Annotated in this window: 23 protein-coding genes and 1 pseudogene; 22 read left to right on the top strand and 2 right to left on the bottom strand. The window is 42.2% G+C overall.

What is annotated here, in order from left to right; all coding sequences use genetic code 11:
* The first annotated feature begins 169 nt into the window (after positions 1-169).
* The 3 genes from FQ087_RS11470 (at position 170) to FQ087_RS11460 (ending at position 3,308) form a co-directional block, all read left to right on the top strand.
* Entirely contained in the window at positions 170-2,146 is a 1,977-nt protein-coding gene (locus tag FQ087_RS11470; protein WP_149580568.1) for a S9 family peptidase, read from the top strand.
* Between the two features lie 19 nt (positions 2,147-2,165).
* Positions 2,166-2,708: a GNAT family N-acetyltransferase gene (locus tag FQ087_RS11465; RefSeq protein ID WP_149580567.1), complete on the top strand. Its 543-nt coding sequence runs from the start codon at positions 2,166-2,168 to the stop codon at positions 2,706-2,708.
* A gap of 258 nt (positions 2,709-2,966) precedes the next feature.
* Complete coding sequence (locus tag FQ087_RS11460; protein ID WP_149580566.1) at positions 2,967-3,308, top strand: late competence development ComFB family protein; 342 nt, start codon at positions 2,967-2,969, stop codon at positions 3,306-3,308.
* A gap of 102 nt (positions 3,309-3,410) precedes the next feature.
* Here the strand turns inward: FQ087_RS11460 and FQ087_RS11455 are convergent, their stop codons facing one another.
* Complete coding sequence (locus FQ087_RS11455) at positions 3,411-4,187, bottom strand: enoyl-CoA hydratase-related protein (protein WP_149580565.1); 777 nt, start codon at positions 4,185-4,187, stop codon at positions 3,411-3,413.
* A 147-nt stretch (positions 4,188-4,334) separates the two neighbouring features.
* Here FQ087_RS11455 and FQ087_RS11450 point away from each other — a divergent pair, with 147 nt between their 5' ends.
* From FQ087_RS11450 to FQ087_RS11390, 13 genes are all read left to right on the top strand, one after another.
* Positions 4,335-5,570 carry an EAL and HDOD domain-containing protein gene (locus tag FQ087_RS11450; protein ID WP_149580564.1) on the top strand — a complete coding sequence of 412 codons (1,236 nt, stop codon included), beginning with the start codon at positions 4,335-4,337 and terminating at the stop codon, positions 5,568-5,570.
* A 162-nt stretch (positions 5,571-5,732) separates the two neighbouring features.
* Complete coding sequence (locus FQ087_RS11445) at positions 5,733-6,581, top strand: DegV family protein (protein WP_149580563.1); 849 nt, start codon at positions 5,733-5,735, stop codon at positions 6,579-6,581.
* Positions 6,582-6,647: 66 nt separating this feature from the next.
* Positions 6,648-8,027: an ATP-dependent helicase ComFA gene (locus FQ087_RS11440; protein ID WP_188006705.1), complete on the top strand. Its 1,380-nt coding sequence runs from the start codon at positions 6,648-6,650 to the stop codon at positions 8,025-8,027.
* Positions 8,024-8,632: a ComF family protein gene (locus FQ087_RS11435; RefSeq protein WP_149580561.1), complete on the top strand. Its 609-nt coding sequence runs from the start codon at positions 8,024-8,026 to the stop codon at positions 8,630-8,632. Before FQ087_RS11440 ends, FQ087_RS11435 begins: the two co-directional genes overlap by 4 nt.
* A 19-nt stretch (positions 8,633-8,651) precedes the next feature.
* The gene (locus FQ087_RS11430; RefSeq protein ID WP_149580560.1) at positions 8,652-9,068 is read left to right on the top strand and encodes a TIGR03826 family flagellar region protein; all 417 of its coding nucleotides are present in this window, start codon (positions 8,652-8,654) and stop codon (positions 9,066-9,068) included.
* Positions 9,069-9,410: 342 nt separating this feature from the next.
* Positions 9,411-9,674 (top strand): flagellar biosynthesis anti-sigma factor FlgM, encoded by a 264-nt coding sequence (gene flgM / locus FQ087_RS11425; RefSeq protein WP_149580559.1) that lies wholly within the window; start codon positions 9,411-9,413, stop codon positions 9,672-9,674.
* Between the two features lie 183 nt (positions 9,675-9,857).
* On the top strand, positions 9,858-10,355 hold the full coding sequence (locus tag FQ087_RS11420) for a flagellar protein FlgN (RefSeq protein ID WP_149580558.1): 498 nt from the start codon (positions 9,858-9,860) through the stop codon (positions 10,353-10,355).
* Between the two features lie 9 nt (positions 10,356-10,364).
* Complete coding sequence (gene flgK, locus FQ087_RS11415; protein WP_149580557.1) at positions 10,365-11,909, top strand: flagellar hook-associated protein FlgK; 1,545 nt, start codon at positions 10,365-10,367, stop codon at positions 11,907-11,909.
* A gap of 102 nt (positions 11,910-12,011) precedes the next feature.
* Positions 12,012-12,893: a flagellar hook-associated protein FlgL gene (gene flgL, locus FQ087_RS11410; RefSeq protein ID WP_149580556.1), complete on the top strand. Its 882-nt coding sequence runs from the start codon at positions 12,012-12,014 to the stop codon at positions 12,891-12,893.
* An 88-nt stretch (positions 12,894-12,981) separates the two neighbouring features.
* The gene (locus FQ087_RS11405) at positions 12,982-13,536 is read left to right on the top strand and encodes a DUF6470 family protein (protein WP_149580555.1); all 555 of its coding nucleotides are present in this window, start codon (positions 12,982-12,984) and stop codon (positions 13,534-13,536) included.
* A gap of 143 nt (positions 13,537-13,679) precedes the next feature.
* Positions 13,680-14,129 (top strand): flagellar assembly protein FliW, encoded by a 450-nt coding sequence (fliW, locus tag FQ087_RS11400; RefSeq protein WP_149580554.1) that lies wholly within the window; start codon positions 13,680-13,682, stop codon positions 14,127-14,129.
* A gap of 3 nt (positions 14,130-14,132) precedes the next feature.
* Positions 14,133-14,354, top strand: coding sequence for a carbon storage regulator CsrA (gene csrA / locus FQ087_RS11395; RefSeq protein WP_149580553.1), 222 nt, complete (start codon positions 14,133-14,135; stop codon positions 14,352-14,354).
* 267 nt (positions 14,355-14,621) lie between these two features.
* Positions 14,622-15,452, top strand: a complete 831-nt coding sequence (locus tag FQ087_RS11390) for a flagellin N-terminal helical domain-containing protein (protein WP_149580552.1) — start codon at positions 14,622-14,624, stop codon at positions 15,450-15,452.
* A 56-nt stretch (positions 15,453-15,508) separates the two neighbouring features.
* Here the strand turns inward: FQ087_RS11390 and FQ087_RS11385 are convergent, their stop codons facing one another.
* Positions 15,509-16,768, bottom strand: a complete 1,260-nt coding sequence (locus tag FQ087_RS11385; protein WP_149580551.1) for a motility associated factor glycosyltransferase family protein — start codon at positions 16,766-16,768, stop codon at positions 15,509-15,511.
* Positions 16,769-17,064: 296 nt separating this feature from the next.
* Between FQ087_RS11385 and FQ087_RS11380 the strand changes: the two genes are divergently transcribed.
* The 6 genes and pseudogenes from FQ087_RS11380 (at position 17,065) to pseG (ending at position 23,014) form a co-directional block, all read left to right on the top strand.
* Positions 17,065-17,667, top strand: a complete 603-nt coding sequence (locus FQ087_RS11380; RefSeq protein ID WP_149580550.1) for a DUF8042 domain-containing protein — start codon at positions 17,065-17,067, stop codon at positions 17,665-17,667.
* The gene (locus FQ087_RS11375; RefSeq protein WP_149580549.1) at positions 17,654-19,531 is read left to right on the top strand and encodes a motility associated factor glycosyltransferase family protein; all 1,878 of its coding nucleotides are present in this window, start codon (positions 17,654-17,656) and stop codon (positions 19,529-19,531) included. Before FQ087_RS11380 ends, FQ087_RS11375 begins: the two co-directional genes overlap by 14 nt.
* Positions 19,532-19,533: 2 nt before the next feature.
* Entirely contained in the window at positions 19,534-20,499 is a 966-nt protein-coding gene (pseB, locus tag FQ087_RS11370) for a UDP-N-acetylglucosamine 4,6-dehydratase (inverting) (protein WP_149580548.1), read from the top strand.
* A complete protein-coding gene (locus FQ087_RS11365) occupies positions 20,499-21,254 on the top strand; it encodes a cytidylyltransferase domain-containing protein (protein WP_255452238.1) in 756 nt (251 codons plus the stop codon). Before pseB ends, FQ087_RS11365 begins: the two co-directional genes overlap by 1 nt.
* 61 nt (positions 21,255-21,315) lie before the next feature.
* Positions 21,316-21,906 (top strand): annotated as a pseudogene (locus FQ087_RS11360) (pseudaminic acid biosynthesis-associated methylase); the annotation flags it as partial.
* A 13-nt stretch (positions 21,907-21,919) separates the two neighbouring features.
* Entirely contained in the window at positions 21,920-23,014 is a 1,095-nt protein-coding gene (pseG, locus tag FQ087_RS11355; protein WP_149580547.1) for a UDP-2,4-diacetamido-2,4,6-trideoxy-beta-L-altropyranose hydrolase, read from the top strand.
* The last annotated feature ends 4 nt before the right edge of the window (positions 23,015-23,018 follow it).

Here is a 23,018-nt window from a genome sequence, read left to right as displayed (position 1 = left end):
CCCTCACAGTTTAGAAGTAAGCCATGATAGTCTTCACGATAAAACCCTCATAATCCAAAACCAGATCTCCTGCTTCATACAGGGAGATCATTTTTTATCCCCATGAAAAAAGGGAAACTGTTACGAATGTCGAAACAAGTAGATAGCGAAGAAATAAGGGGGGATTTCAATGGAAAAACGCAAACTAAAAGTAGAAGATCTATTCAAATTAGAGTCAGTGACCGATCCGCAATTAGCACCGAATGGTAAGGAAGCAGTGTTCGTGAAAACGCATATTAACGAGGAAGACAATAAGTATATATCGAATTTATTCCACGTGAATCTTGAATCGAACGAAGTGACGCAGTGGACGCATGCCAAAGGGAAAGTTTCATCACCCGAATGGTCTGCCGACGGAAAGCAGATAGCTTTTCTATCGGACCGTGAAGAGAAGAATCAGTTGTTCATCCTGCAGGCAAGAGGCGGGGAAGCACAGAAAGTGACGTCATTCGAAAAAGGCGTTTCGAGTTTTCTTTGGTCGCCATGTGGCAAGAAAGTTTGGGTGAACGCGGTCGTGAAAGAAGGCAAGACGTTCACGGACAAAGAAGAAAAAGATGAAAAGAAAAAGCCAGAACCATACCGTGCCACGAAAATGAAATACCAGATGGACGGGATGGGACTATTGCAGCAAGATACGTTCCTACAAATCGGTATCGTCGACATCGAAACAGGAGAGGTAACACAGTTCACAGAAGGGAATTTCCAGCATGGATTGCAGGCCATATCGCATGACGGTAAGAAATTAATCATCGGCGTCAATCGAAAGGACAATTTGGATTTCGAATTCCGCCAACCGCTAGTTATTGTCGACATTGAAACGAAAGAGGAAACTGTTCTAGTCGATGAAGAGGGTTATTTCGGAGGCGCACAATTTTCATTCGATGACCGTTATATTGCTTACGTTGGTTCAGACCGGACATTCGAAAACGCATCGCATAGCTGTTTATACGTTTATGACACGGAAGACGGGATGCGCATGAATTTGACGGAAAGCATCGACGCACCGGTTGGGGATGCAGCAGTTGCGGATCATCAGCAAGGGGCGGGTGCACCATCAGCAGTTTGGACAAAGGACAACTATTTGTATTTCCAGTTGTCGACAATGGGCGATATTCGTCTGTACTTTGCATCACTTGAAGGCGAATTATACCCAGCAACACAAGAAAATGAGCATATCTATGGCTACGATATATCGACTGACGGTGAGTTCGCACTTGTTGCAGTCAGTAACGCAGTCAACCCAGGAGAGCTATATAAGCAAACAATTGCAACTGGCGAACGACAAGCCCTTACTTCATTTAACACGACGTATTTGGAGGAAGTGGAACTTGTTGAACCGGAAGCAATCGTCTATAAAGGCGCGACAAATTGGGACGTGCATGGTTGGTTAATGAAACCTGCGGGCTACGTCGAAGGTTCAAACTATCCGCTAATTGTCGAAATTCACGGCGGTCCGCACGCAATGTATGCGAATACGTTTTTCCATGAGTTGCAGCTTTTGGCTGCTCAAGGATATGGCGTACTGTACGTTAATCCACGCGGTAGCCATGGCTATAGTCAGGAATTTGTTGACGCTGTACGAGGCGATTACGGCGGCGGAGATTATGAAGATATCATGGCTGGAGTTGACTACGTTAGTAAAGAAAACAGCTGGATCGACACGGACCGGCTTGGCGTAACGGGCGGGAGCTACGGCGGTTTCATGACAAACTGGATCGTCGGCCATTCGAACCGTTTCAAAGCAGCAGTCACGCAACGTTCGATATCGAACTGGATTAGTTTCTTCGGTGTATCTGATATTGGCTACTATTTCAGCGATTGGCAAATAGGAGCAGACATGACCGACGTTGATAAGTTGTGGGAACATTCACCGTTGAAATATGCGAAAAACGTTGAGACACCTTTATTAATTTTACACTCGGAAAAAGACTTCCGCTGCCCGATTGAACAAGCAGAGCAGCTGTATATTACATTGAAAAGCATGGGGAAAGAAACTGAATTCGTTCGCTTCCCAGATGCAAATCATAATTTATCGCGCACTGGTACACCGAACTTGCGTATTGCAAGGTTAGACGAAATTACAGGATGGTTCGCGAAATATTTATAAAAGAATCGGAGGCTACTGATTGACTTATACAAATGGAGACGTAACGATACGCCCAATTAAAGAACAGGATTTACAACGAATGTGGGAACTTAGCTTCAAGGATGAAAACCCTGAATGGAAAAAGTGGGATGCCCCCTATTATGAGCATCACACAATGACATACGAAGCGTTTCTAGAAGGACGCGCTAAAATCGTGGCTCAGGATGATTATTGGGGTATCGAAGTGGATGGCGAATTGATCGGGATGGTTAGTTATTACTGGGAACACAAGCCCTCTTTTTGGCTTGAGATGGGGATTGTCATTTACGAACCGCAGTATTGGAGCGGGGGCTACGGAACGAAGGCGCTCACGATGTGGATGAATCATTTATTCCATGAAATGCCGCTGGTCCGTGTCGGTTATACGACGTGGTCCGGTAACGCGCGGATGATTAAAGTCGGCGAAAAACTGGGCATGACGATGGAAGCGCGGTTGCGGAAAGTCCGCTTTTGGAATGGTGTGTACTACGATTCGATTCGGATGGGCATTTTACGTGAAGAATGGGAGTCCCAGCTTTCATAAGGTGGTAGGGGACTATATACTCTTCTTGATTACCGCGGGATTATTGCGTACTTCATCAAATAAAAGCAGGTTTTCGCATCCTGAAAAAATACAGTCAGCACTTTATACCCCCTTGGAATTGGATGAATGTAGACTTATAAATGAATTATTAGGTCATTTGGAAGAGGGAAATCTAGTATATGAATGATATACTAGATGGAAAATGGTGGATGAAAATTAGTGGGAAACCGTGTCGATCACCTACTGGAGCGTGTATAAATGACCCTATATAATGTCATGGAAGAAGTCGTCCGCGATGTGCTAATACAATATAAAGACCAAATGCAATTAGCATGTAAATGTGAGCGTTGCTTGAATGATATAATGGCAATTGCGCTCAACGAATTGCCGCCGCGCTATATTGTAGATAGGGAATATGGACCGTATGTCAGGGCGTCGCATGTAGCAGATCATCAAGGTGCTACGAATATTACACTAATCGTCACAAAAGCAGCGGCAGTTGTTTCAAAAAGTCCGCGCTGTAAGTTAAAGAACCAATCTATCGAAAAAAATGTGCTACCATCTACTAATCATGAAAAAACGGACACCATCAGCAAATGATGGTGTCCGTTTTTAACTAGAAAATGGGCCTGAAACACCCTATTCGTTCCGTCTGACTAATAGATGGACGCCTTTAAAAGGATATCCCCGGAAACGAAATCATTATTTCCCTTTAAACACAGGCTTGCGTTTCTCCGAAAATGCATTCAACGCTTCAATGCGGTCTTCAGTCGGAATCGTCATTTCATATGCTTTCCGCTCAATAGCAAGGCCAGTCTGCAAATCAACGTTCATGCCGTATTTAACCGCAAATTTCGCCTGTTGCACGGCAATCGGGCCATTCGCAAGGATTGAATCCGCAAAGTCTGCTGTTTCGCGGATTAGATTTTCCGGTGTTGAAATTTTTGTAAGGATGCCATAGCCAAGCGCTTCAGCCGCCGACAGTCTGCGTGCAGTCAAAATAAGTTCAAGCGCTTTTGCTTCGCCAATTAACCTCGGTAAACGCTGCGTTCCACCGGCTCCGGGAATGATAGCAAGTCCCGTTTCCGTCAACCCCATAAGTGCAGTGTGGGCTGCAATCCGGAAATCACATGCCAGCGCAAGTTCCATCCCCCCCCCAAATGCAAAACCATTCATCATCGCAATCGTTGGTTGTGGCAAGTTTTCAATCGCAGAAAATACCTCGCCAATTTTATAAAGATTTCGCTTCACTTGTAGATCCGTAAGTGTTTTCCGTTCCTTTAAATCAGCCCCTACACTAAAGGCACGATCACCAGAACCTGTAAAAATGATGACACGGATATCTGGGTTGATGCGAATCGACTCTGTAATCTGCCCGAGTTCGTTTAACATATCGTAGTTAAATGCATTCATTGCTCCCGGACGGTCGAGCGTCACGAAAGCGAGATTGCCCTTTTGCTCATAACGGATTGCTTCCATTTCAAAATCCCCCTTGAATAAACATAGTACTAATTAAAACATACCATTACTCATAGAGTGAAGCTATTCAAATCGATTATATTATTTTGTGATAATAGTGGTAAACTAGCCGCTTTTTGCTATACTACAAGAAATGGGGTGTGTATTATGAACGAAACAAATATTTTTGTTGGCAGACAGCCAATATTGGACCGAAGTGGGGATATCTATGGTTACGAATTGCTTTACAGAAACAGTCATAAAAACTTTTTCCCTAACATAGACCCCGAACAAGCTACGATTGGCTTACTCGTTAATACATTCTTGACAATTGGTGTCGAGAAAGTGTCGGGAGATAGCTTGTCATTCATTAATTTTACAGGTGAATTACTCGCCCAGGATATATTTTCAAACCTAGATCCTGATCAAATCGTCATCGAAGTTTTGGAGAACGTCGAGATCACTCCCTCACTCCTCACTAAAATGCGGTTGTTGAAAGAAACAGGTTTCAAAATAGCACTAGATGATTTTATCCTTCAAGAACAATATAGTGTACACAGTGAATTGTTTGGAATTGTCGATTTCATCAAGGTAGATTACTTGGATACGACGCCAGCCGAGCGATTAGAAATCGAGAAATTCATTAAAAAGTTTCCCGCTATTGTACTACTTGCCGAAAAAATCGAAACGGAAGAACAATTTGAAGCGGCAAAAGCATCAGGCTACAAATTGTTTCAAGGTTATTTCTTCTCCAAACCAGAAATCGTCACGGGAATCGAAATTCCGACAAATGTCAGCCTCCATTTTCAAATTATCGAACGGCTCCATACAGAACCGCCGAATATCAATGAAATTGCTGGGCTTATTATGCATGATATGTCACTGACTTATAAATTACTGCGGGTGATTAACACCCATGCATTTAAGGTGCCGAAAAAGATTAGTTCTATTAAACAGGCCATCGTAGTTATCGGACTGCGTGAGACAAAAAGGTGGGTTCAGGTTCTTGCACTGCGTGAGATGGGAGAGGGCTCAGGGGATGGCCGTACAAAAGCGCTTACGGACTACTCGCTAACGCGGGCTAAGATGTGCGAACTATTAGCAAAGCATGATGGAAAGAAAAATCCCGAAGAATACTTCCTGGCCGGTATGTTTTCACTAATTAACGTCATCTTGAAGCGGGACTGGGACTCTATTTTGAAACTCATTCCATTATCTGACGAAGTCGCACACACTCTTAAAGGAGACCAGACAGAAATTATGCCGTATCTTCAACTTACCGAAGCCGTTGAGCATTTTGACTGGGAACGTATCGAGAAGCTTGCGACGGCAATAGGTATCACACAGTCGGAATTGAGCAAATGCTCTATGGAGGCACATCGTTGGACGCAAAGTTTGCAGTAGTAGAAACGTATCGTCTGTTTCTTTTAATGAGTGACGGACGATTTTTGCTTTTATGCTAGGAGAGTTTTATCGCTGACGTCCATTTTTCGAAATCCCCCTGCACATCCACATTCCTATTTCTCCTCAGATTAGGTAGAATAAATGATAGGAGCTGATCTTAACTTGAAAACAGCAATTATTACGGATAGCACGGCTTATTTACCAGCAGCTCTAATGGAAGAATTGAACATTCATATGATCCCATTAGCAGTGGCACTTAACGGCGTTATTTATGATGAAGAAATTGATATTCGTTCAACCGATTTTTACGATAAAGTACGTGGGGACGGACCCCTACCAAAGACATCTCAGCCACCAATTGGTAGATTCATTGAACTGTTCGAGTCGTTAAAAGGCACATACGACGCAGTTATTTCGATCCATCTGTCAAGCGGTATTAGCGGCACATACGCAGGTGCTGTACAAGCAGGCAAGATGGTGGAAGGCATCGAAGTATCCACATTCGACTCGGAGATTTCATGTTATTTACAAGGATTTTACGTACTCCGTGCCGCAGAACTTGCCAAAGAAGGAGCGACACCGGACCAAATCATGGCTGAACTAGATGATATGAAACTGACGATGCGCGCTTATTTCATGGTGGACGACCTTACGCACCTGCAACGGGGCGGCAGACTTTCGGCAGCGCAAGCACTCATCGGTGGACTTCTCCAAGTGAAACCAATCCTTCATTTTAAAGAAAAAGTCATTGTCCCGTTTGAAAAGATTCGAACACGCAAAAAAGCAATGAACCGAATTGTGGCCATGTTAGCGGACGACGCAGCGAAAATGTCTCTCGAGGCGGCGATCATTCATGGCAACCGGCCAGAAGACGCTGAAAAGTGGCTTGCTGAATTATCTGAGCTACTGCCAGATGTGGAATTCACTATCAGTCACTTTGGACCGGTAATTGGTACGCATCTTGGGGAAGCTTCAATGGGATTAGGTTGGGTCAAAAGGAGAACGAACTAAAAGGGAACATGACTGCCGTCACGACGGCTATATAATCTGTATCCAGCAGGCCAGGAGGTGTTGCAATTGACAACTACACTCGATACGTCAGTCAGGGACTTTCTGGCCGGCCGTATTTGGCTTCGCCTACACACCCCTTTTTCAACCGAAACAATCGACGCACATATCGCTTCGCAGCATATCAAAACCATTCAAGGCATCAAATCCACCACCAAAATTGCCAATCACCCTCAGCACTTCTGCAACCGATGTGAAAACAACGACCAATCCCGTTTCACAACATTCGACTGCGCAAAATGCGAAGCCTTTTGCACCTATTGCAGACACTGCCTAAAAATGGGGCGTGTTTCAACTTGCACTGAACTCATTATCTGGAACGCAGAAACACCAATCTATCCAACAGATCACATAAATGCTTGGCAAGGTACACTCACACCGCGTCAACAGCAAGCTTCAGACGAACTATCAATAAGTAACACAAAACGAATTCCACACCTCATTCATGCTGTTTGTGGTTCGGGAAAAACAGAAATTCTTTTTAAACCAATCCACAAACTGCTGACAGAAGGCAAGCGGGTTTGCATAGCGGCACCGCGCGTAGACGTCATTCTCGAACTTGAACCGCGTCTGCGTGCAGCATTTCCGCGGACTGCAATTGAAGCATTATACGGCGGCTCGGAGTCGAAAACAGAATCCCCCCAACTCATTCTTGCAACCACACATCAGTTATATCGATTCCGACACGCCTTCGATGCCATTTTTGTCGATGAAGCCGATGCCTTCCCATATACAGCCGAGGAAACTTTAAGACGAGCCGTTAGAAAAGCTGCGAAACCGCAAGCACCTGTCCATTTCGTCACTGCCACACCATCGGACAAACTCCTAACGGACATCCGAAAACACGGACAAGTTTCAACCATCAATCGCCGCTATCATGGACATCCATTACCCGTTCCGCGGTATGACTCCCTATGGAATTACGCAAAATACATTCACAAAGGCAAACTGCCCAAAAAGCTCGCCAACTGGACAGCTGAGCGGCTCAAGCGACAAGAACCGTTCCTCATCTTCTTCCATCACATCGGACTCATGGAACAGGCGGAACCATTATTCAAAATGCTAGATGAGCGCATTCACGCAGTCCATGCTTCGCATCCAGACCGGAAAGAACACGTCCAAGCACTGCGGGGCAAAGAAGTACCGGGACTTCTAACGACAACAATATTAGAACGAGGCATCACAATTCCAAACGTCCAAGTCGCTGTCATCGGATCCGAACAGCTCATATTCAACAAAGGCGCACTCATCCAAATTGGTGGCCGCGTCGGACGTTCCGCGCAACATCCGTCAGGTGATTTCGTCCTCTTTCACCACGGCATCACATACGCAATGGACGAAGCCAAAAACGAAATCATCCAGTTGAATAAAGGAGGCATCCGCACATGAACAATTGTCTCCTGTGTGAAACGCCAATCGCATCCAATCCGTCTTGGAAGTCCCTTCTTGCACTTGAAGGTCAGACAAATATTTGCCAAGACTGTTCAAAAAAGTTCCAACCTGCCGACATAAAGGAAGAAGACAATTTATTGGATCAAGTCACTTCGCTCTACACATACAATGAAGCGATGCGAGAATACCTGCACCAGTTCAAGTTCCTTCAAGACGTTGCATTAGCAGAAGTCTTCGGGAACGAACTGCGTACCCACTTAAAAAGAGATGCAACAATCGTTCCAATCCCGATGCATCCGGAAAAAAGGATTGAGCGGACATTCGCTCATATCGATGAACTGCTGAAAAGTGCACGTATTCCGTTTACGCATATACTTGAAAAAACAGGAACTGAAGCAATGGGGGAGAAATCGAAAATTGAGCGTCTTGCGATGGATCCTTTATTCAGACTAAAGCCTGGAACTACAGTACATTCGGGTACCTATATAGTAATAGATGATATTTACACGACCGGCACAACGCTCCGTCATGCAGCAACTGTTTTAAAAGAGGCAGGAGCCACACGAGTCGAAGCGGTTACACTAATCCGTGCTGAACGATGAATCGTTAGGAGATGGTAAAATGGCAGAACTACGAGATTGCCCAAAATGCGGCGATTTTTTCAACTTTACAGGTCTACGAGAAGTTTGCGCGAAGTGCGCTATGAGCGAAGAAAAAATGTACGAGGAAGTGTATCGTTTCTTAAGACGACGCGAAAATAGAGCGGCAACAATCGAACGAATTGTCGAAGCAACAGGCGTGACCGAAACCCTACTTCACCAATGGGTTCGCAAAGGCAGACTCCAACCAGCACTATTTCCGAACCTAGGTTATCCATGTGACAATTGCGGGAAACTAACGAACACCGGAAAACTCTGTGCAGGCTGTACAGCAGATATTAATAATGAGCTTAGAACGTTCGAGGCTGCGCAGGAATTCAGGGAAGCAGTCGATGCAAATGACAGAGCAACTTACCACGCGGATCGAAAACGAAAATAAAATTGAACCGGTAGTTTTCGGACTGGCCGGTTTTTTTATAATGTTGTCTAGCTCCAGTGACTAGAGGTTCGGTTCATAACCCGTTGAGGAGGGATGAACTACAATCCCTCCCGTGTGGCGCTGAAATACGCCTCCTCGTACCCGCAAGGAAGCTGGTATGCGGTTGTTGCGACAGGGCGTCGTGAGCTTAGACTGCCTTCCTTTTTCACTTTTGCCTGTCGGGGCTGAACGGCGCCTTCCGCTTTTCTTTACAAAAGTCCCTAAACGTTCACGAACTTATGCCGAAATAAAGAATAGAGTATAACTTACTGCATACGCTTATAACGAAAGGAGCGAGATCAGATGAAAATACAAAAATTTAATGTACCACCCGTTAATCCATACAAAGCAAATCAGTTGAAAACGGAACAAGCCGAACAAAAGGCGAAAATGAAAACCGACAAACTTGAAATTTCCTCCGAAGCAAAACAGCTGTCGGAAAAGTCTTCATTCACAGTGGAACGCAATGAGCGTGTCCAAGAATTGAAAGCGCAAGTCCAAGCTGGAACGTACGAAGTCAATCCTGAAAAGCTCGCTGCCAACTTGGTTAAGTACTTCAAACCGTAAATACTGACTATATATGTTGAACAAATGAATACCTTTTTGAACTTAGCAAAGGCGCCTTAAAAGGGGTAGTCGAAGCCATAAGACTGGCGGCGAAGCTGCTTGGCTTATGGCGGAAGGCATCCCCTAGCGCCGAAGCGGTTTCAGTGGGATTCATCTATATGATCATGAAAGTAGGAAGAATACATGTCTATCACAACCATCCTGACGTCACTAAACAACCTGGAAAAACTTCATAGAAGCCTGCTCCGGATTGCCTACGACAAGACGGCAGTCATCAAAAGCGGGGACATGGACGGACTCGACCAATTGTTGAAAGACGAACAATCCCATTTAGCGGCTATCATCCAAATGGATGGACTTAGACAACGGGATGTGGCGCAGTATTTGGCTGATCAAGGACGATCAGCATCACTCAATCCGACTGTCACCGACTTGCTCGACGTCGTACCGGAAGCGGACAAGCAAGGCCTTGAGGAGGCGAGGGACCGTCTCCTGCACGCAATTCACGACTTGAAATGGCAAAATGATTTGAATCAGAAGTTGACCTACCAGTCCCTTCAGTTCGTGAATTTGTCGCTGGACATAGTCCGACCACGTCCGGAATCAGCCAACTATTCAAAAACAGAAATCAACGGAAACAAAGTAATGAAAGACAAAACGACTTTTGACGCAAATGCCTGAGGGGGTAAAATAATGTCTACATTTATGGGACTTGAAACAAGCAAACGCGGTCTGTTTACACAACAATCCGCACTTTATACAACAGGGCACAACATCAGTAATGCCAACACACTCGGCTACTCACGCCAGCGTGTTAATATGCAAGCGACTGCTGGATTTCCTGGTGTTGGTTTAAGTGCGGGCACAATGCCTGGATACCTTGGAACAGGCGTCGAGGCAGGCTCTATCCAACGAATCCGTGACGGCTTTGTTGATCAGCAGTATAGACAGGAAACGAACAAATTTGGCTTTTGGGAGTCAAAAACAAAAGCAATCTCTCAAATGGAAGACGTCTTGGCTGAGCCTTCTGCATACGGACTACAGAAATCAATGAGTGAATTCTGGCAATCACTACAAGACCTTGCCGTCAACCCTAAAGACGGCGGTGCACGCTCTGTCGTTATTCGAAGAGGTGAAGCAGTAGCGGACTCATTTAACTACATGCATAAGTCGCTATCGGACATCCAAACGAACTTAGGGAAAGAAATTGACGTTACAACAGGAGAAGTAAATTCCATCCTTCAGCAAATTTCTGAGTTAAACGAACAGATTGCAAAAGTTGAACCGAACGGCTATCTGCCGAATGATTTATACGATGCGCGTGATGTGCTGATAGATCAGTTGTCGGGAATCCTCCCTATTGAAACTAGCTACGAAAAATCGGGTGGACGTGCAAGTGCAATAGCAGAAGGTTCTGTCACGATTACCTTGAAAATGAAAAATGGTACACCAATTGAACTTGTAAACGGTAGCAAATCTGCAACTTTAGGAACAGATCCGAAATCCTTGGTGGGGCCGGGTGGAATTAATACACCGATCAGTGGAATGACTATTAAATCAGCCGATGGTAAGGTGCACACACCTGGACATGCAGATTTTCTAGATCAAGGAAGCTTGAAATCGCTGATGAATTCCTACGGTAAGGTTGACGGAACGGGCAAGGTTGAGGGGCTTTATCCAGACATGATTGCCGAGTTGAACAAAATGGCAAAGGCTTTTGCTGAAAAGTTTAATGAAGTACACAGAGATGGGTATGGCTTGCCACCTGACAACAATGTAAAAGGTCTTGACTTCTTTGACACAACAGATACGAATGACTTTACTGCGGGTAATATCAAAGTGAGGGACGAAATCATTAAGGACCCGTCTAAGTTAGGGGTTTCTGATGCTGAAGGAGAAGAAGGGAACGGTAAAAATGCGAAGCGACTTGCGGATATTCAATTTGAGTCTATGGGTGATGCTCTTGGTGGAGCCACCATTCAAGACTATTACAAAGGCGTCATAGGTAAATTAGGTGTTGACGGCCGACAAGCTGAAAACAACACAATCAATTCGGCAACACTATTAGGCGCGGTCGAACATCGCCGTGCATCCATCAGCTCCGTTTCACTCGACGAAGAAATGACCGACATGATCAGATTCCAACAAGCATACAACGCATCCGCACGTATGATTACCGTCGTCGATGAAACACTCGACAAAATCATCAACGGCATGGGCCGTGTAGGGATGTAATAGAGGGAGTTCAAAAGGTTAGGTATAAGGATCATTGGATTACTTTTCAGTTTGCCCCTTTTCATCTACCTTATTGAACATTTATGTAGAGGAGGAATTTAAATGCGCGTCACACAATCAATGCTTTCCAATAACATGCTCCGGAACCTTTCCTCGAGCTACAATAAAATGGGCAAGCTGCAAGAACAAATTACAACAGGTAAAAAAGTAAACCGTCCATCCGATGATCCTGTAGTTGTTATGAAAAGCATGGGGTACCGTATGCAGGTTGATAAAGTAGCTCAATACCAACGTAACTTAGGCGAAGTAAATAACTATCTTGACAGCTCCGACGATGCACTCGATCAAGTCGGCTCAGCATTAAAACGCGCAAGTGAGCTAGTTAACAAAGGTGCGACGGGTAGTTTAACAGATGACGACCGTGAAAAAATCCAGAGTGAACTTAGCCAGATACGTGAACAAATTCAGGATATGGCGAATACCAAAATAGGCGATAAGTATATTTTTAGTGGGACAAAAACTTCGACGCCATTATTTGATAAGGATACCGGGCTCCTAACACCAGATGATCCTGGCTTTGCAAATAGTATAGAGATTGAAGTGTTTGACGGTGTGTCACTTAAGGTGAATACGAATGAGCGTGATCTTTTCGAAGGTATTGATGACATATTTGAGGGATTAACGGGTGGAAATTCTGCTCCCACCCAAGATGAATTTAATGCAGCGATGTCATCTATTGATGAAAAATTTAGCGATGTCCTGACAGTCCGCGCCGACATTGGTGCTCGTCAAAACCGTTCTGAAATGATGGGGAATCGCCTAGATTCGCAAGAAGGTGCTGCAAAAAAACAAATGAGTGAAAACGAAGATGTCGATTACGAAAAAGCAATAACTGACATGATCACGGAAGAAGCAGTTCACCGTGCTGCACTGTCAGTAGGAGCGCGCATTATTCAACCATCACTGGTAGACTTCTTGCGTTAAAAGAAAAAACGCTCGAAACGTTACTCTATACAAAATCTCTGAAAGCGTTTGGATATCCTCCAAACGCTTTCTTTAGAAGGTGATACTGGTGAACATTCCACAACTCCAAATCCAAACAACACGAGGCATACTTGGCTTACAAATCACAAAACCTACACAGGAAATCGAACAACCAAGAGCAACGATGAACATACAACAGCCAGCCGCCATCTTGGAAATATCGTCAACAAGACCGCAACTCTCCATTGACACAACCGAAGCACGTGCCGACATCGACATGAAAAGCGTTAGAAGAAGGATAGAAGAACATGCGCAACTCGGTATGCAAGGGGCCTCGGAAGGTACGGCTAGACGTGCACAAGAGGGGCAGCAAATGCTACGAATCGAAAATGGTGGAAAGGTCATTGCCGACATTGCTAAACAAAATGCTACACCACCACCTGCACCACTTGGCATCCGTTTCGTCGGCAATCGTTCTAATGTCCAAATATCCGCCCAAGCAGGCACAACCAATATCCAAGCAACACCACAAAAGCCGATTATCGACGTCCAAATCAACAAACCAATCCACAATTACACGCCAGGTAAAGTATCCGGTGTGATGGAACAATATCCATCTATTCAGATTGATGTGAAGTGGTGACTTCACGTATAAGGAATACCAGGTGACAGCAGCCTGCACCGCGTGTATGACTCGCAGAAGACTGGCAACCCAGCCAGTCTTTTGTTATATCCAAAACCATGCTACTCTATCAATAAAGAACTACCAAAAAGGAGCGAACCCAAATGTACATCCAAACAAAATTCCACGGCGAACTAAACATCCAGCCCAACCAAACTTGGAACTTCCCTAAAGGCATCCCTGGCTTCGATGACGAAACTGAGTTTGCCCTCCTTTCAATAGAAGGAAACCATACATTCCAAGTACTCCAATCAACAGTAACACCCGACATCGCATTCATCGTCGCCAACCCATACACACTCGTCGAAGACTACACCTTCAACATCGACGAACCAACAATCGATCTGTTACAAATCAAAAACGAACAAGACGTCTTCGTCCTCGGCGTCCTATCCTTAAAAGAACCATTCGAATCATCAACCATCAACTTACATGCACCACTCATCTTCCAATCAAACTCAAAAAAAGCAAAACAAATGATTCTAAACGACAACACCTTTTCCATGCGCCACCCAATTGGTAACGAAGTCACAGTAACAGAAGGGCAGGCGTAATCCATGCTCGTACTCTCCCGAAAATCAAACGAAACCATCAAAATCGGCGACGACGTTGAAATTCGTATCCTCGAAGTAAAAGGCGACACCGTCCGAATCGGCATTGAGGCTCCCAAATCCGTCGACATTCTACGCGGCGAACTCATCCTTTCTGTATCTGAATCAAACACAGAAGCAACAATGTTAGACGCCACACTCTTTTCGCAGCTTACAAAGAAAAGCTAATAGAACTCTCATCCTCCAGGGTACGCGGTAACAGCGGTCATCTGGTGCTAGTACTGACGCAATTCAAGCCATTCGATTTGTGACAGTATATGGCACTGCTTTTATTTCAAAAAACTTTTCACAATCTACTAAACATCCTAACTACCTATCCGATATAACTATTGTAAGTGGTAGTAAAGCGTTCGGCCGGCACTTTACTCCACGAGCAACAACCAAATCTCGGTTCACATGGACGTGAACCAAACACACTCAAGGAGGAAATTAATCATGAGAATTAATCACAATATCGCAGCACTTAACACGCACCGTCAACTAGGTATGAACAATGCGGCAGCAGGAAAAAACTTGGAGAAATTATCTTCAGGTCTTCAAATCAACCGTGCAGGAGACGATGCAGCAGGTCTTGCGATCTCTGAAAAAATGCGTAACCAAATCCGTGGTATGGAGCAAGCTTCTACAAACGCTCAAGACGGAATTTCACTTATCCAAACAGCTGAAGGTGCATTGAATGAAACTCACGCAATGCTACAACGTATGGCTGAGCTTTATACAAAAGCGGGTAACGAAGTACTTACAACTACTGATAATGCTAAAATTCAAGCTGAAATTGGACAACTAACATCACAAATTGATGACATTGCAAAACAAACTAAATTCAACACAAAAGAACTTCTAACATCAGGTGCCGGAACTCTTGACTTCCAAGTAGGTGCAAATGGTGGAGAGATTATCTCATTGAAGCTAACTGATAACACAGCTAAGGGACTGGGGTTAACTAGCGGATTAAAAGCGTTGAGTGGTGGTACGACTGCTAACTCGGGTGCAGCGGCTAACTTGAAAGTTGTTCAAGCTGCAATCAACGAAGTATCTGAAAACCGTTCAAACCTAGGAGCAGTTCAAAACCGTCTTGAGCACACAATTAACAATCTTGGAGCATCTACTGAAAACCTAACAGCTGCGGAATCACGTATCCGTGACGTTGACATGGCGAAAGAAATGATGGAGTTCACGAAGAACAACATCCTTACTCAAGCAGCACAAGCAATGCTTTCACAAGCAAACCAACAACCACAAGGGGTTCTACAACTTCTTCGTTAATCTGATTAACAAAAACACGGTCCGAGCAATCGGCCGTGTTTTTATTTTATTAAAATTTACTTTGACGGATATAACTCATAAAAATTTGCTAAAGAGATATGCTCCCAATTAGTAATATGGGCACCACCTTCTGTGCAATTGAAGAATTGGACATTCTTTTTTTGTTTTACATAGTTTTCAAACCACCTTCGATAACTGTTTAGATTTCTTTCCGTTGTCACTTGTTCTTTTTGGTAGTAATCTAACACAGTTAAAGATCCCAGTATTTCTTTTTGAGCATGTGCCCCATCCGTATGGCTTAAATTATATGTATACGCAAGATCTTGGCCGACCAATGCAATGGGATCTGCCCCAAGGTAAACAAGTACTTCTAAAAGCGCAGTTGCCACAGAGCCACCAGATTTTATAAGCGGTTCTTTTCGCTGTTCAGCCAAACTTACGGCCTTATCGAATCCCCCTTGAAATAATACTCGTCGTGGACCCGTATGTAGTTGGATTGTGTCATGGTAAGCGGTACTTAAGTAAAAAAGGGGGATCTCGGGTAAATCTAAAGTTGATAGCTGATCAAATGTAGATGGGTTAGGATCAATTAATACGATGATTTCAGGCGTGATTCCTGATTGAAGTAGCGGTTTTACCGCAGTGCCGACAGCGCAAATATGAATGTTACTATCTTCTTGAATTTTTTTTAAGAGAGGTAGCTGTTTGTGGAGTGAGGGGCCTGCGGAGACAAGAATTGCAGGTTGACCACTCCATTGATGGTGTAGATCAGCGATTCCTTTATCATTCAAAAGACTGTTTTTTTCAAAGTTAGCATTCATATTATCAATCTGCCTGCGTATTGATTTTTGTTGCATTTGCATATCTTTTAGGATTGTTTCAATACTTATGTATTTAGGAGGTAAAGTATCTAGCCCGCTATTATGAATGAGGACATTATTTGAGTATTCTTGCGAGAACAGTTTTTGCTGTTGAGTTTTAGAGAGAGAGTCGATAGAAGAAATTGCAATATTCTTGCATTCGTTTAATTTATGTGAAAACGGACTGTTCATGAACCATTTAAAGTACTGCTCATTAAATTCAATCGCGTGGACTGTTAAATTAGGATATAGCCGAGCTATCTCCAATACGTGGTAACCGGCACCTAATCCAAGTATAGTAATGCCGTAATCCAATTCAACAAGTTCAAGTTCGGTAAGGGCCCAACGCTTGGCTTCGTTTAGAGGATCATATTTACTATGGAAAGTAATTGTTTTTTCGTTCTTCTGTATTTGTACAGTAGGAACTGTTTTTGTTTCAATAATGGTGATATCCAAATTTCACACACTCCAATGCTTAGTCGTTACTACTAATCTTAGTATACCTGTTTTCATATATAAATAGGATAATTGATAATTCCCCAAATAAACTCTGCGAACATAGTAATAACCCCTCTCAAACTTGACCGCCATTCATCTTTAGCTAATTAAGAACACGATTCTTGGTGAGGCATAAAAATTCTCGCAAACTACCATTGTAACTTTAGATTTTTTAACCGATATAAAGAGTATGAGCATGATACACTATATATAAATAGATAACTATATTGCTATATTACTGGAGGAATGCAGCTGTGGAACTAATCTTTCATGAGCAACATGTTGAATTTGACAAGACACCGTCTCAGGACGAAGTTATTGCGAAAATAAATGAATTACTTAAAGGAAATTACTATTTTAGTCATTTCATAGCCGATGGAACGGAAGTTTATGAGGACCATGAAGATTATTTAACCCTGAACGTCGATCGAATTGAAAAACTTGAAGTGATTGCGAAGACGGAGAAGGAATTTTTGAATGATGTTCTTCTTTCAGCGGAGGATTATTTAAAGCGCGCCAAACCGGAACTTGTTTCGCTCCCGGAAGGGTTTTATTCGAATCCGACGTCTGAAATTCGATCTAGCTTTAGTCAGCTTATGGATGGACTTCAGTGGCTTGATGAAATGTTGGAGGTTGTTAATAAGAGTAACGAGCGACCGGAAGATTGGAATACTTGCATGGAACTCTCAAAGTCGATGAAAACTGAAATTGTAAATCTCTCTGAAGCTGTAGATAATAGTGATAACATCCTCATTGCAGATATTATTCAGTACGAGTTTATTCCACTATTTGAGTCGTTGGAAACTGATATTGGAAAAACAATTGATACGGTGGGTACTAGGCATGATCTTAGTTGATAATCGTAATGTGCTAAGGCTTCATAAACGGGAATTGTTGACCCAACTATCTATATTCGAAGAGCAACACGAAGATTTTAAGGCCATCGTAGAACTATCGAGGGTGGGAATTCCTACACTGAAAATCCATATTGACGGCAAGACACAGTATCTACATAGTAAATACGATCCGGAGAAGGAAGCGGAGCGACTAGTGAGTCAGTTTGTGGATGTGGGGAATTCAAAACATATCCTTTTTGTTGGTTGTGGGTTAGGGTACCATATTCAAAAGTTTATTGAACAATATCCAGATATGAAGTTCTCTATCTATGAACCTAATGAAGAAGTACTTGTCAGTTATTTATCGAACAAAAAATTAAATGACCTCCCATTAAGCAATCTTAGTACAATTTTCACGGGGAAAGATGAATCGGTTATACATCGGGAAATCGGGGCATTGCTGCATCTATCTAACAGTCAGCTTCGCATTTATACTTTACCCGTCTACGAATCACTTTACGGTGACCAAATTAAGGTGATTATGAAAAAAGCGTTGGAGTCGTTGAAAGATAAGCGAAGTGCTCTTGTAACGAATCTGTCATACCAAAAACGTTGGACAGTCAACTCCATCAAAAACTTCCCGACAGTCTTGCAAACACCAAATATCCTGCATGATATTGATAAAAGTGCTTTCGATGGAAAATCAGCAATTATCGTTGCAGCGGGGCCTTCATTGAATGAAGAATTTGAAAATCTACGATATATCAAAGAAAATGGGCTTGCTTATATATTTTCAGTTGGATCGGCTATTAATGCGTTAGTTGAGCATGGGATTTATCCTGATGCGGCTTGTACATATGATCCACAAGATATTAACTATCGTGTCATTCAAATTATTAAAGATCAACAAATTACTGACATCCCCCTAGTCTTTGGCAGTAGTGTTGGTTTTGAAACATTGGAAAACTATCCTGGAAAAATGCTTCACATGCTGGTCAGCCAAGATACAGTTGCGCCTGCCTTTTTAGGAGAAAATTTAACGACGGATTTAGATTATGTAAATGATGCACCATCAATTGCTGTCGTCACCTATCAATTATTAAGCCAATTAGGGTGTTCGAAAATTATACTAGTTGGTCAAAACCTAGCTTATATTGGAGAACATCATTATGCAGATGGGATTGACTATGGAAAAGGAACAAAGGTGAGCGAGTCAAACTTACAAAAGGCACTTTTGACTAACGATGTATACGGAAATGATGTGAAAACGTCTGAAGGATTTAATAGTATGCGTCAACAACTAGAAATGTATATTAAAAGTCGCCCTGAAATTGAAACTGTTAATACAACAAAAGGTGGAGCCCTAATAGCCGGAACGATATTTAAACCGCTTGAGCAAGTAATTAAAGAAGAGTTGACAGCACGCCAGGTAATAAAAAAATGGGATGATGTTGATAACGGATATGAAAAGGAAATAGTAGAATCAAATATAGTATTGATGCAGAATCACCAGCAAAATGTCGAAAAGTTGTTAACACAGACACTGCAAATTATTGAGAAATTAAATCGGAAAATAGAACGTCGTACCTTGATAAATATTGAAGTTCAGTATGGAAAGTTCGATCAAGTATTTGAGCAAATAAAGGAAAATTACTTTTACCGGAGTTTTATCGAACCAATGATTCGCGTACAAAATGAACAGCTTGCTGAAAAGATGAGTGCTGTCCGATATGAACGAAATCCAGTGAAAAAAGGAACTGTCGTTGTCGAATCATTTCACCAGTTTATACAGGAGGTCTCATTGCACCATGTATTTGCAACAGAATTGTTTGAAGAAATGAAAGAGGAAATTGAAATGTCAGCAGTGACACATTCGGAGGTTTAAATATGATTGAAGGAAAAGTTGTCCTTGTGACAGGTGGAACAGGATCTTTTGGAAAGAAGTTCATTAGACGTGCGTTAAACGAAGGCGTGAAAAAAGTAATTGTTTTCAGCCGTGATGAGTTGAAGCAATATGAAATGGCACAGGAATTTACCGATTCAAGAATGCGTTTCTTCATTGGAGATGTGAGAGATAAGGACCGTCTATACCGTGCGTTTGATGGTGTGGATATTGTTATTCATGCAGCTGCTATGAAGCATGTGGAAGCATGTGAGTATAACCCATTTGAAGCAGTGAAGACGAATATTCATGGTGCGCAGAATATTATTGAAGCAGCTATTGATCGTGGTGTAGAAAAAGTGATTGCTCTTAGCACAGATAAGGCTGCAAGTCCAGTTAATCTGTATGGTGCAACAAAACTAGCATCAGACAAGCTATTTGTCGCGGCAAATTCATATGTCGGTGAAAAAACTACCCGCTTTTCAGTTGTTCGTTATGGCAATGTTGCTGGTAGTAGAGGTAGCGTTGTACCTTTCTTTAAAAAAATACGAGAAACAGGTCGCATTCCGATAACGGATGAACGCATGACGCGCTTCTGGATTACGCTTGATCATGGGGTTCAATTTGTGCTTGATAATATAGAACGGATGCACGGTGGAGAAATCTTTGTGCCAAAAATCCCGAGTATGAAAGTGACTGACTTAGCTAAGGCAATTGCTCCAGAATGTGAGATTGATATTGTGGGTATTCGTCCAGGTGAAAAACTGCATGAAGCAATGATTATGGAGGATGATGCGCGGCACACGCTAGAATTCGATACGCACTATGTCATTCAGCCAGAGTTCTCTTGGTGGTCAGAGGCGAATGCGGAAAATGGGAGGTCTCTTCCAGATGGCTTTAAATATACAAGTGATACAAACGAAGAGTGGCTGACCGTTGAGCAGTTAAGAAGCTTTGCGGGAAGAATGTAGTGATAAAATCTAGTAGTAAAAGCTTAAAAGTAGTAGCAATCATTCAGGCAAGAATGGGCTCAACAAGATTGCCTGGAAAAGTTCTAAAGACAGTAATGGACAAAACATTACTTGAATATCAGATTGAGCGAGTTAGTAGATCCACGCTAATCGATAAAATTATCGTGGCAACTACTGACAAGAAAAATGATAATGTAATTGCAAATTTGTGCGAGCAGTTTGGTGTTAATGTTTACCGTGGTTCAGAAGAAGATGTTCTTTCTCGTTATTATGAGGCCGCAACAGAATATAGTGCTGACGTAGTTGTGCGTCTCACATCGGATTGTCCATTAATTGATCCTGAGGTGACGGATCAAGTTATTCAGTTATATTTGAACCAGCTAGCAGAATTTGATTATGTTTCGAATACATTGGAACAAACCTTCCCACGAGGATTGGATGTGGAGGTATTCTCGATTAGTGCTTTACAAAAGGCGTATGAAAATGCTTCTCTAGAAAGAGAACGTGAGCATGTGACATCGTACCTATATATGAATCCAGAAAAGTTTCAGTTGGGAAATCTAAAATGTTCCCCGAATCTAGGAAATCATCGCTGGACGGTTGATACAGAAGAAGACTTTGAACTAATACAACGTATATTACAGGTGTTATATCCAATTAATCCAAAATTCACTACGCAAGATGTCATTGGAGTACTCGCTGAGAATCCATCATGGATAGAACTTAATGCACATATTGAGCAAAAGAAGTTATAATGGCTTTCACTTTCAAACATAATTGGAAGTATTTTTAGTGAAATAGTTTAAAACAGAACAAGAAATTTTTTGGACAGAAGACTTTGGAAATGAATATATTAGTAGAAACCAAAACCATGCAATAAATATTCCTCTTTTTTCAACTATTTTATCAAAAACAAATCAAGTCAATTCAGTCATTGAATTCGGATCAAATATAGGTTTGAATTTGAGAGCAATTAAAGAAATACTTCCAAATGCTAACCTGTCAGCTATTGAAATCAACTCTGAAGCTGTGAAGCATTTGAGTGAATTAAATGACGTGCAAATATATAATCAGTCAATATTAAATTTCGAAGTGGACTATACACGCGACTTTGTTTTAATTAAAGGTGTTCTTATTCATATAAATCCGGAGTTTCTAAATGATGTTTATGAATTACTCTATAACACAAGTAGCAAATATATTTGTATTACCGAATACTATAATCCAACGCCAGTTGAAATAGATTATCGTGGGCATAAAGAAAGGCTATTTAAAAGAGACTTTGCCGGAGAAATGCTTGATAAATATAGCGACTTAGAATTAATTGATTATGGATTTGTTTATCATAGGGATAATAGCTTTCCACAAGATGATATTACTTGGTTTTTATTGCAAAAGAAAATGTAGGACGTGATTCAAGATGAACGTAGTTATTCGCACAGATGCTTCAATTGAAATCGGAACAGGCCATGTAATGCGTTGTTTAACACTTGCAAAACAACTTAAACGTCACAGTGTAGAAGTGACGTTTATTTGTCGTGATTTTGAAGGGAATACAGTTTCTTTTTTACGAAGTCAAGGGGAGAATGTAGCTGTATTATCACCATCTGGAAGTGATGTGCAGGGTGTACAGTGGACGAAAGAAAATTGGAATCAGGATGCTGAAGAAACTATTGCGATATTAAAAGAAATTAACCAAGAAGTTGATTTAATCATTGTCGATCATTATGGATTAGACTGTCGTTGGGAAAGTACACTTCTTGGTTTTAGCAAACACACCATGGTTATTGATGATTTAGCGGATAGGATACATGATTGTGATTTATTACTTGATCAAAACTATTACCTCAATGCTGATGAACGTTATAAAGGGCTTGTCCCGGAACGTTGTGTTCAGATGCTTGGACCGAATTATGTACTGCTTCGTGAAGAATTTTTACAGGCTACCAATGAACCTAGAGTGAGAACTGGAGAGGTTAATAATATCCTTGTCTTTTTCGGCGGTACGGACCCGACGGGGGAAACGATAAAGACGTTAGAAACGATTAAGGAATTAATCATTCCTAAAATTGAAATCAATGTTGTTGTTGGGGCATCGAATCCGAGAGGTCATGAGATTGAACTGATGTGTAAAGAGATACCAAATACAAATTTCTTTTGCCAGGTTAATAATATGGCGGAATTGATGTGGAACGCAGATCTTGCGATTGGTGCTGGCGGCGCGACGATTTGGGAACGATGTTTTTTGGAGTTGCCGTCGCTAATTACAATTATTGCGGATAATCAAAGAGAAGTAACTGAAGCAGTTGCGAGTCAAGGGTCAATTCTCTGTTTAGGAGAAAATATTAAAGTAGATCGAGAAATTATTAAACTGGAAATTTTTAAATTGCTGACAAATTCCGGTAAGTTGGAAGAAATGAGAAAGTGCTGTCAAGCATTATTGAATCCAAGTCTAATTAAGTTAAATATGATTACGAAGGCGATTCTTAAATTAAGAACTAGGAATTCATTATAATAAG

Source organism: Sporosarcina sp. ANT_H38, assembly GCF_008369195.1.
Lineage (GTDB): Bacteria > Bacillota > Bacilli > Bacillales_A > Planococcaceae > Sporosarcina.
This window is presented reverse-complemented; position numbering and strand designations above follow the sequence as displayed.

What these genes read in the sequence shown, in the direction of transcription:
- FQ087_RS11390 (WP_149580552.1), top strand. Translation starts at nt 14,622, where the DNA reads ATGAGAATTAATCACAATATCGCAGCACTTAACACGCACCGTCAACTA.
- FQ087_RS11470 (WP_149580568.1), top strand. Translation starts at nt 170, where the DNA reads ATGGAAAAACGCAAACTAAAAGTAGAAGATCTATTCAAATTAGAGTCA.
- flgL (WP_149580556.1), top strand. Translation starts at nt 12,012, where the DNA reads ATGCGCGTCACACAATCAATGCTTTCCAATAACATGCTCCGGAACCTT.
- FQ087_RS11435 (WP_149580561.1), top strand. Translation starts at nt 8,024, where the DNA reads ATGAACAATTGTCTCCTGTGTGAAACGCCAATCGCATCCAATCCGTCT.
- csrA (WP_149580553.1), top strand. Translation starts at nt 14,133, where the DNA reads ATGCTCGTACTCTCCCGAAAATCAAACGAAACCATCAAAATCGGCGAC.
- FQ087_RS11460 (WP_149580566.1), top strand. Translation starts at nt 2,967, where the DNA reads ATGACCCTATATAATGTCATGGAAGAAGTCGTCCGCGATGTGCTAATA.
- FQ087_RS11430 (WP_149580560.1), top strand. Translation starts at nt 8,652, where the DNA reads ATGGCAGAACTACGAGATTGCCCAAAATGCGGCGATTTTTTCAACTTT.
- pseG (WP_149580547.1), top strand. Translation starts at nt 21,920, where the DNA reads ATGAACGTAGTTATTCGCACAGATGCTTCAATTGAAATCGGAACAGGC.
- fliW (WP_149580554.1), top strand. Translation starts at nt 13,680, where the DNA reads ATGTACATCCAAACAAAATTCCACGGCGAACTAAACATCCAGCCCAAC.
- flgM (WP_149580559.1), top strand. Translation starts at nt 9,411, where the DNA reads ATGAAAATACAAAAATTTAATGTACCACCCGTTAATCCATACAAAGCA.
- pseB (WP_149580548.1), top strand. Translation starts at nt 19,534, where the DNA reads ATGATTGAAGGAAAAGTTGTCCTTGTGACAGGTGGAACAGGATCTTTT.
- FQ087_RS11450 (WP_149580564.1), top strand. Translation starts at nt 4,335, where the DNA reads ATGAACGAAACAAATATTTTTGTTGGCAGACAGCCAATATTGGACCGA.
- FQ087_RS11455 (WP_149580565.1), bottom strand. Translation starts at nt 4,187, where the DNA reads ATGGAAGCAATCCGTTATGAGCAAAAGGGCAATCTCGCTTTCGTGACG.
- FQ087_RS11420 (WP_149580558.1), top strand. Translation starts at nt 9,858, where the DNA reads ATGTCTATCACAACCATCCTGACGTCACTAAACAACCTGGAAAAACTT.
- FQ087_RS11375 (WP_149580549.1), top strand. Translation starts at nt 17,654, where the DNA reads ATGATCTTAGTTGATAATCGTAATGTGCTAAGGCTTCATAAACGGGAA.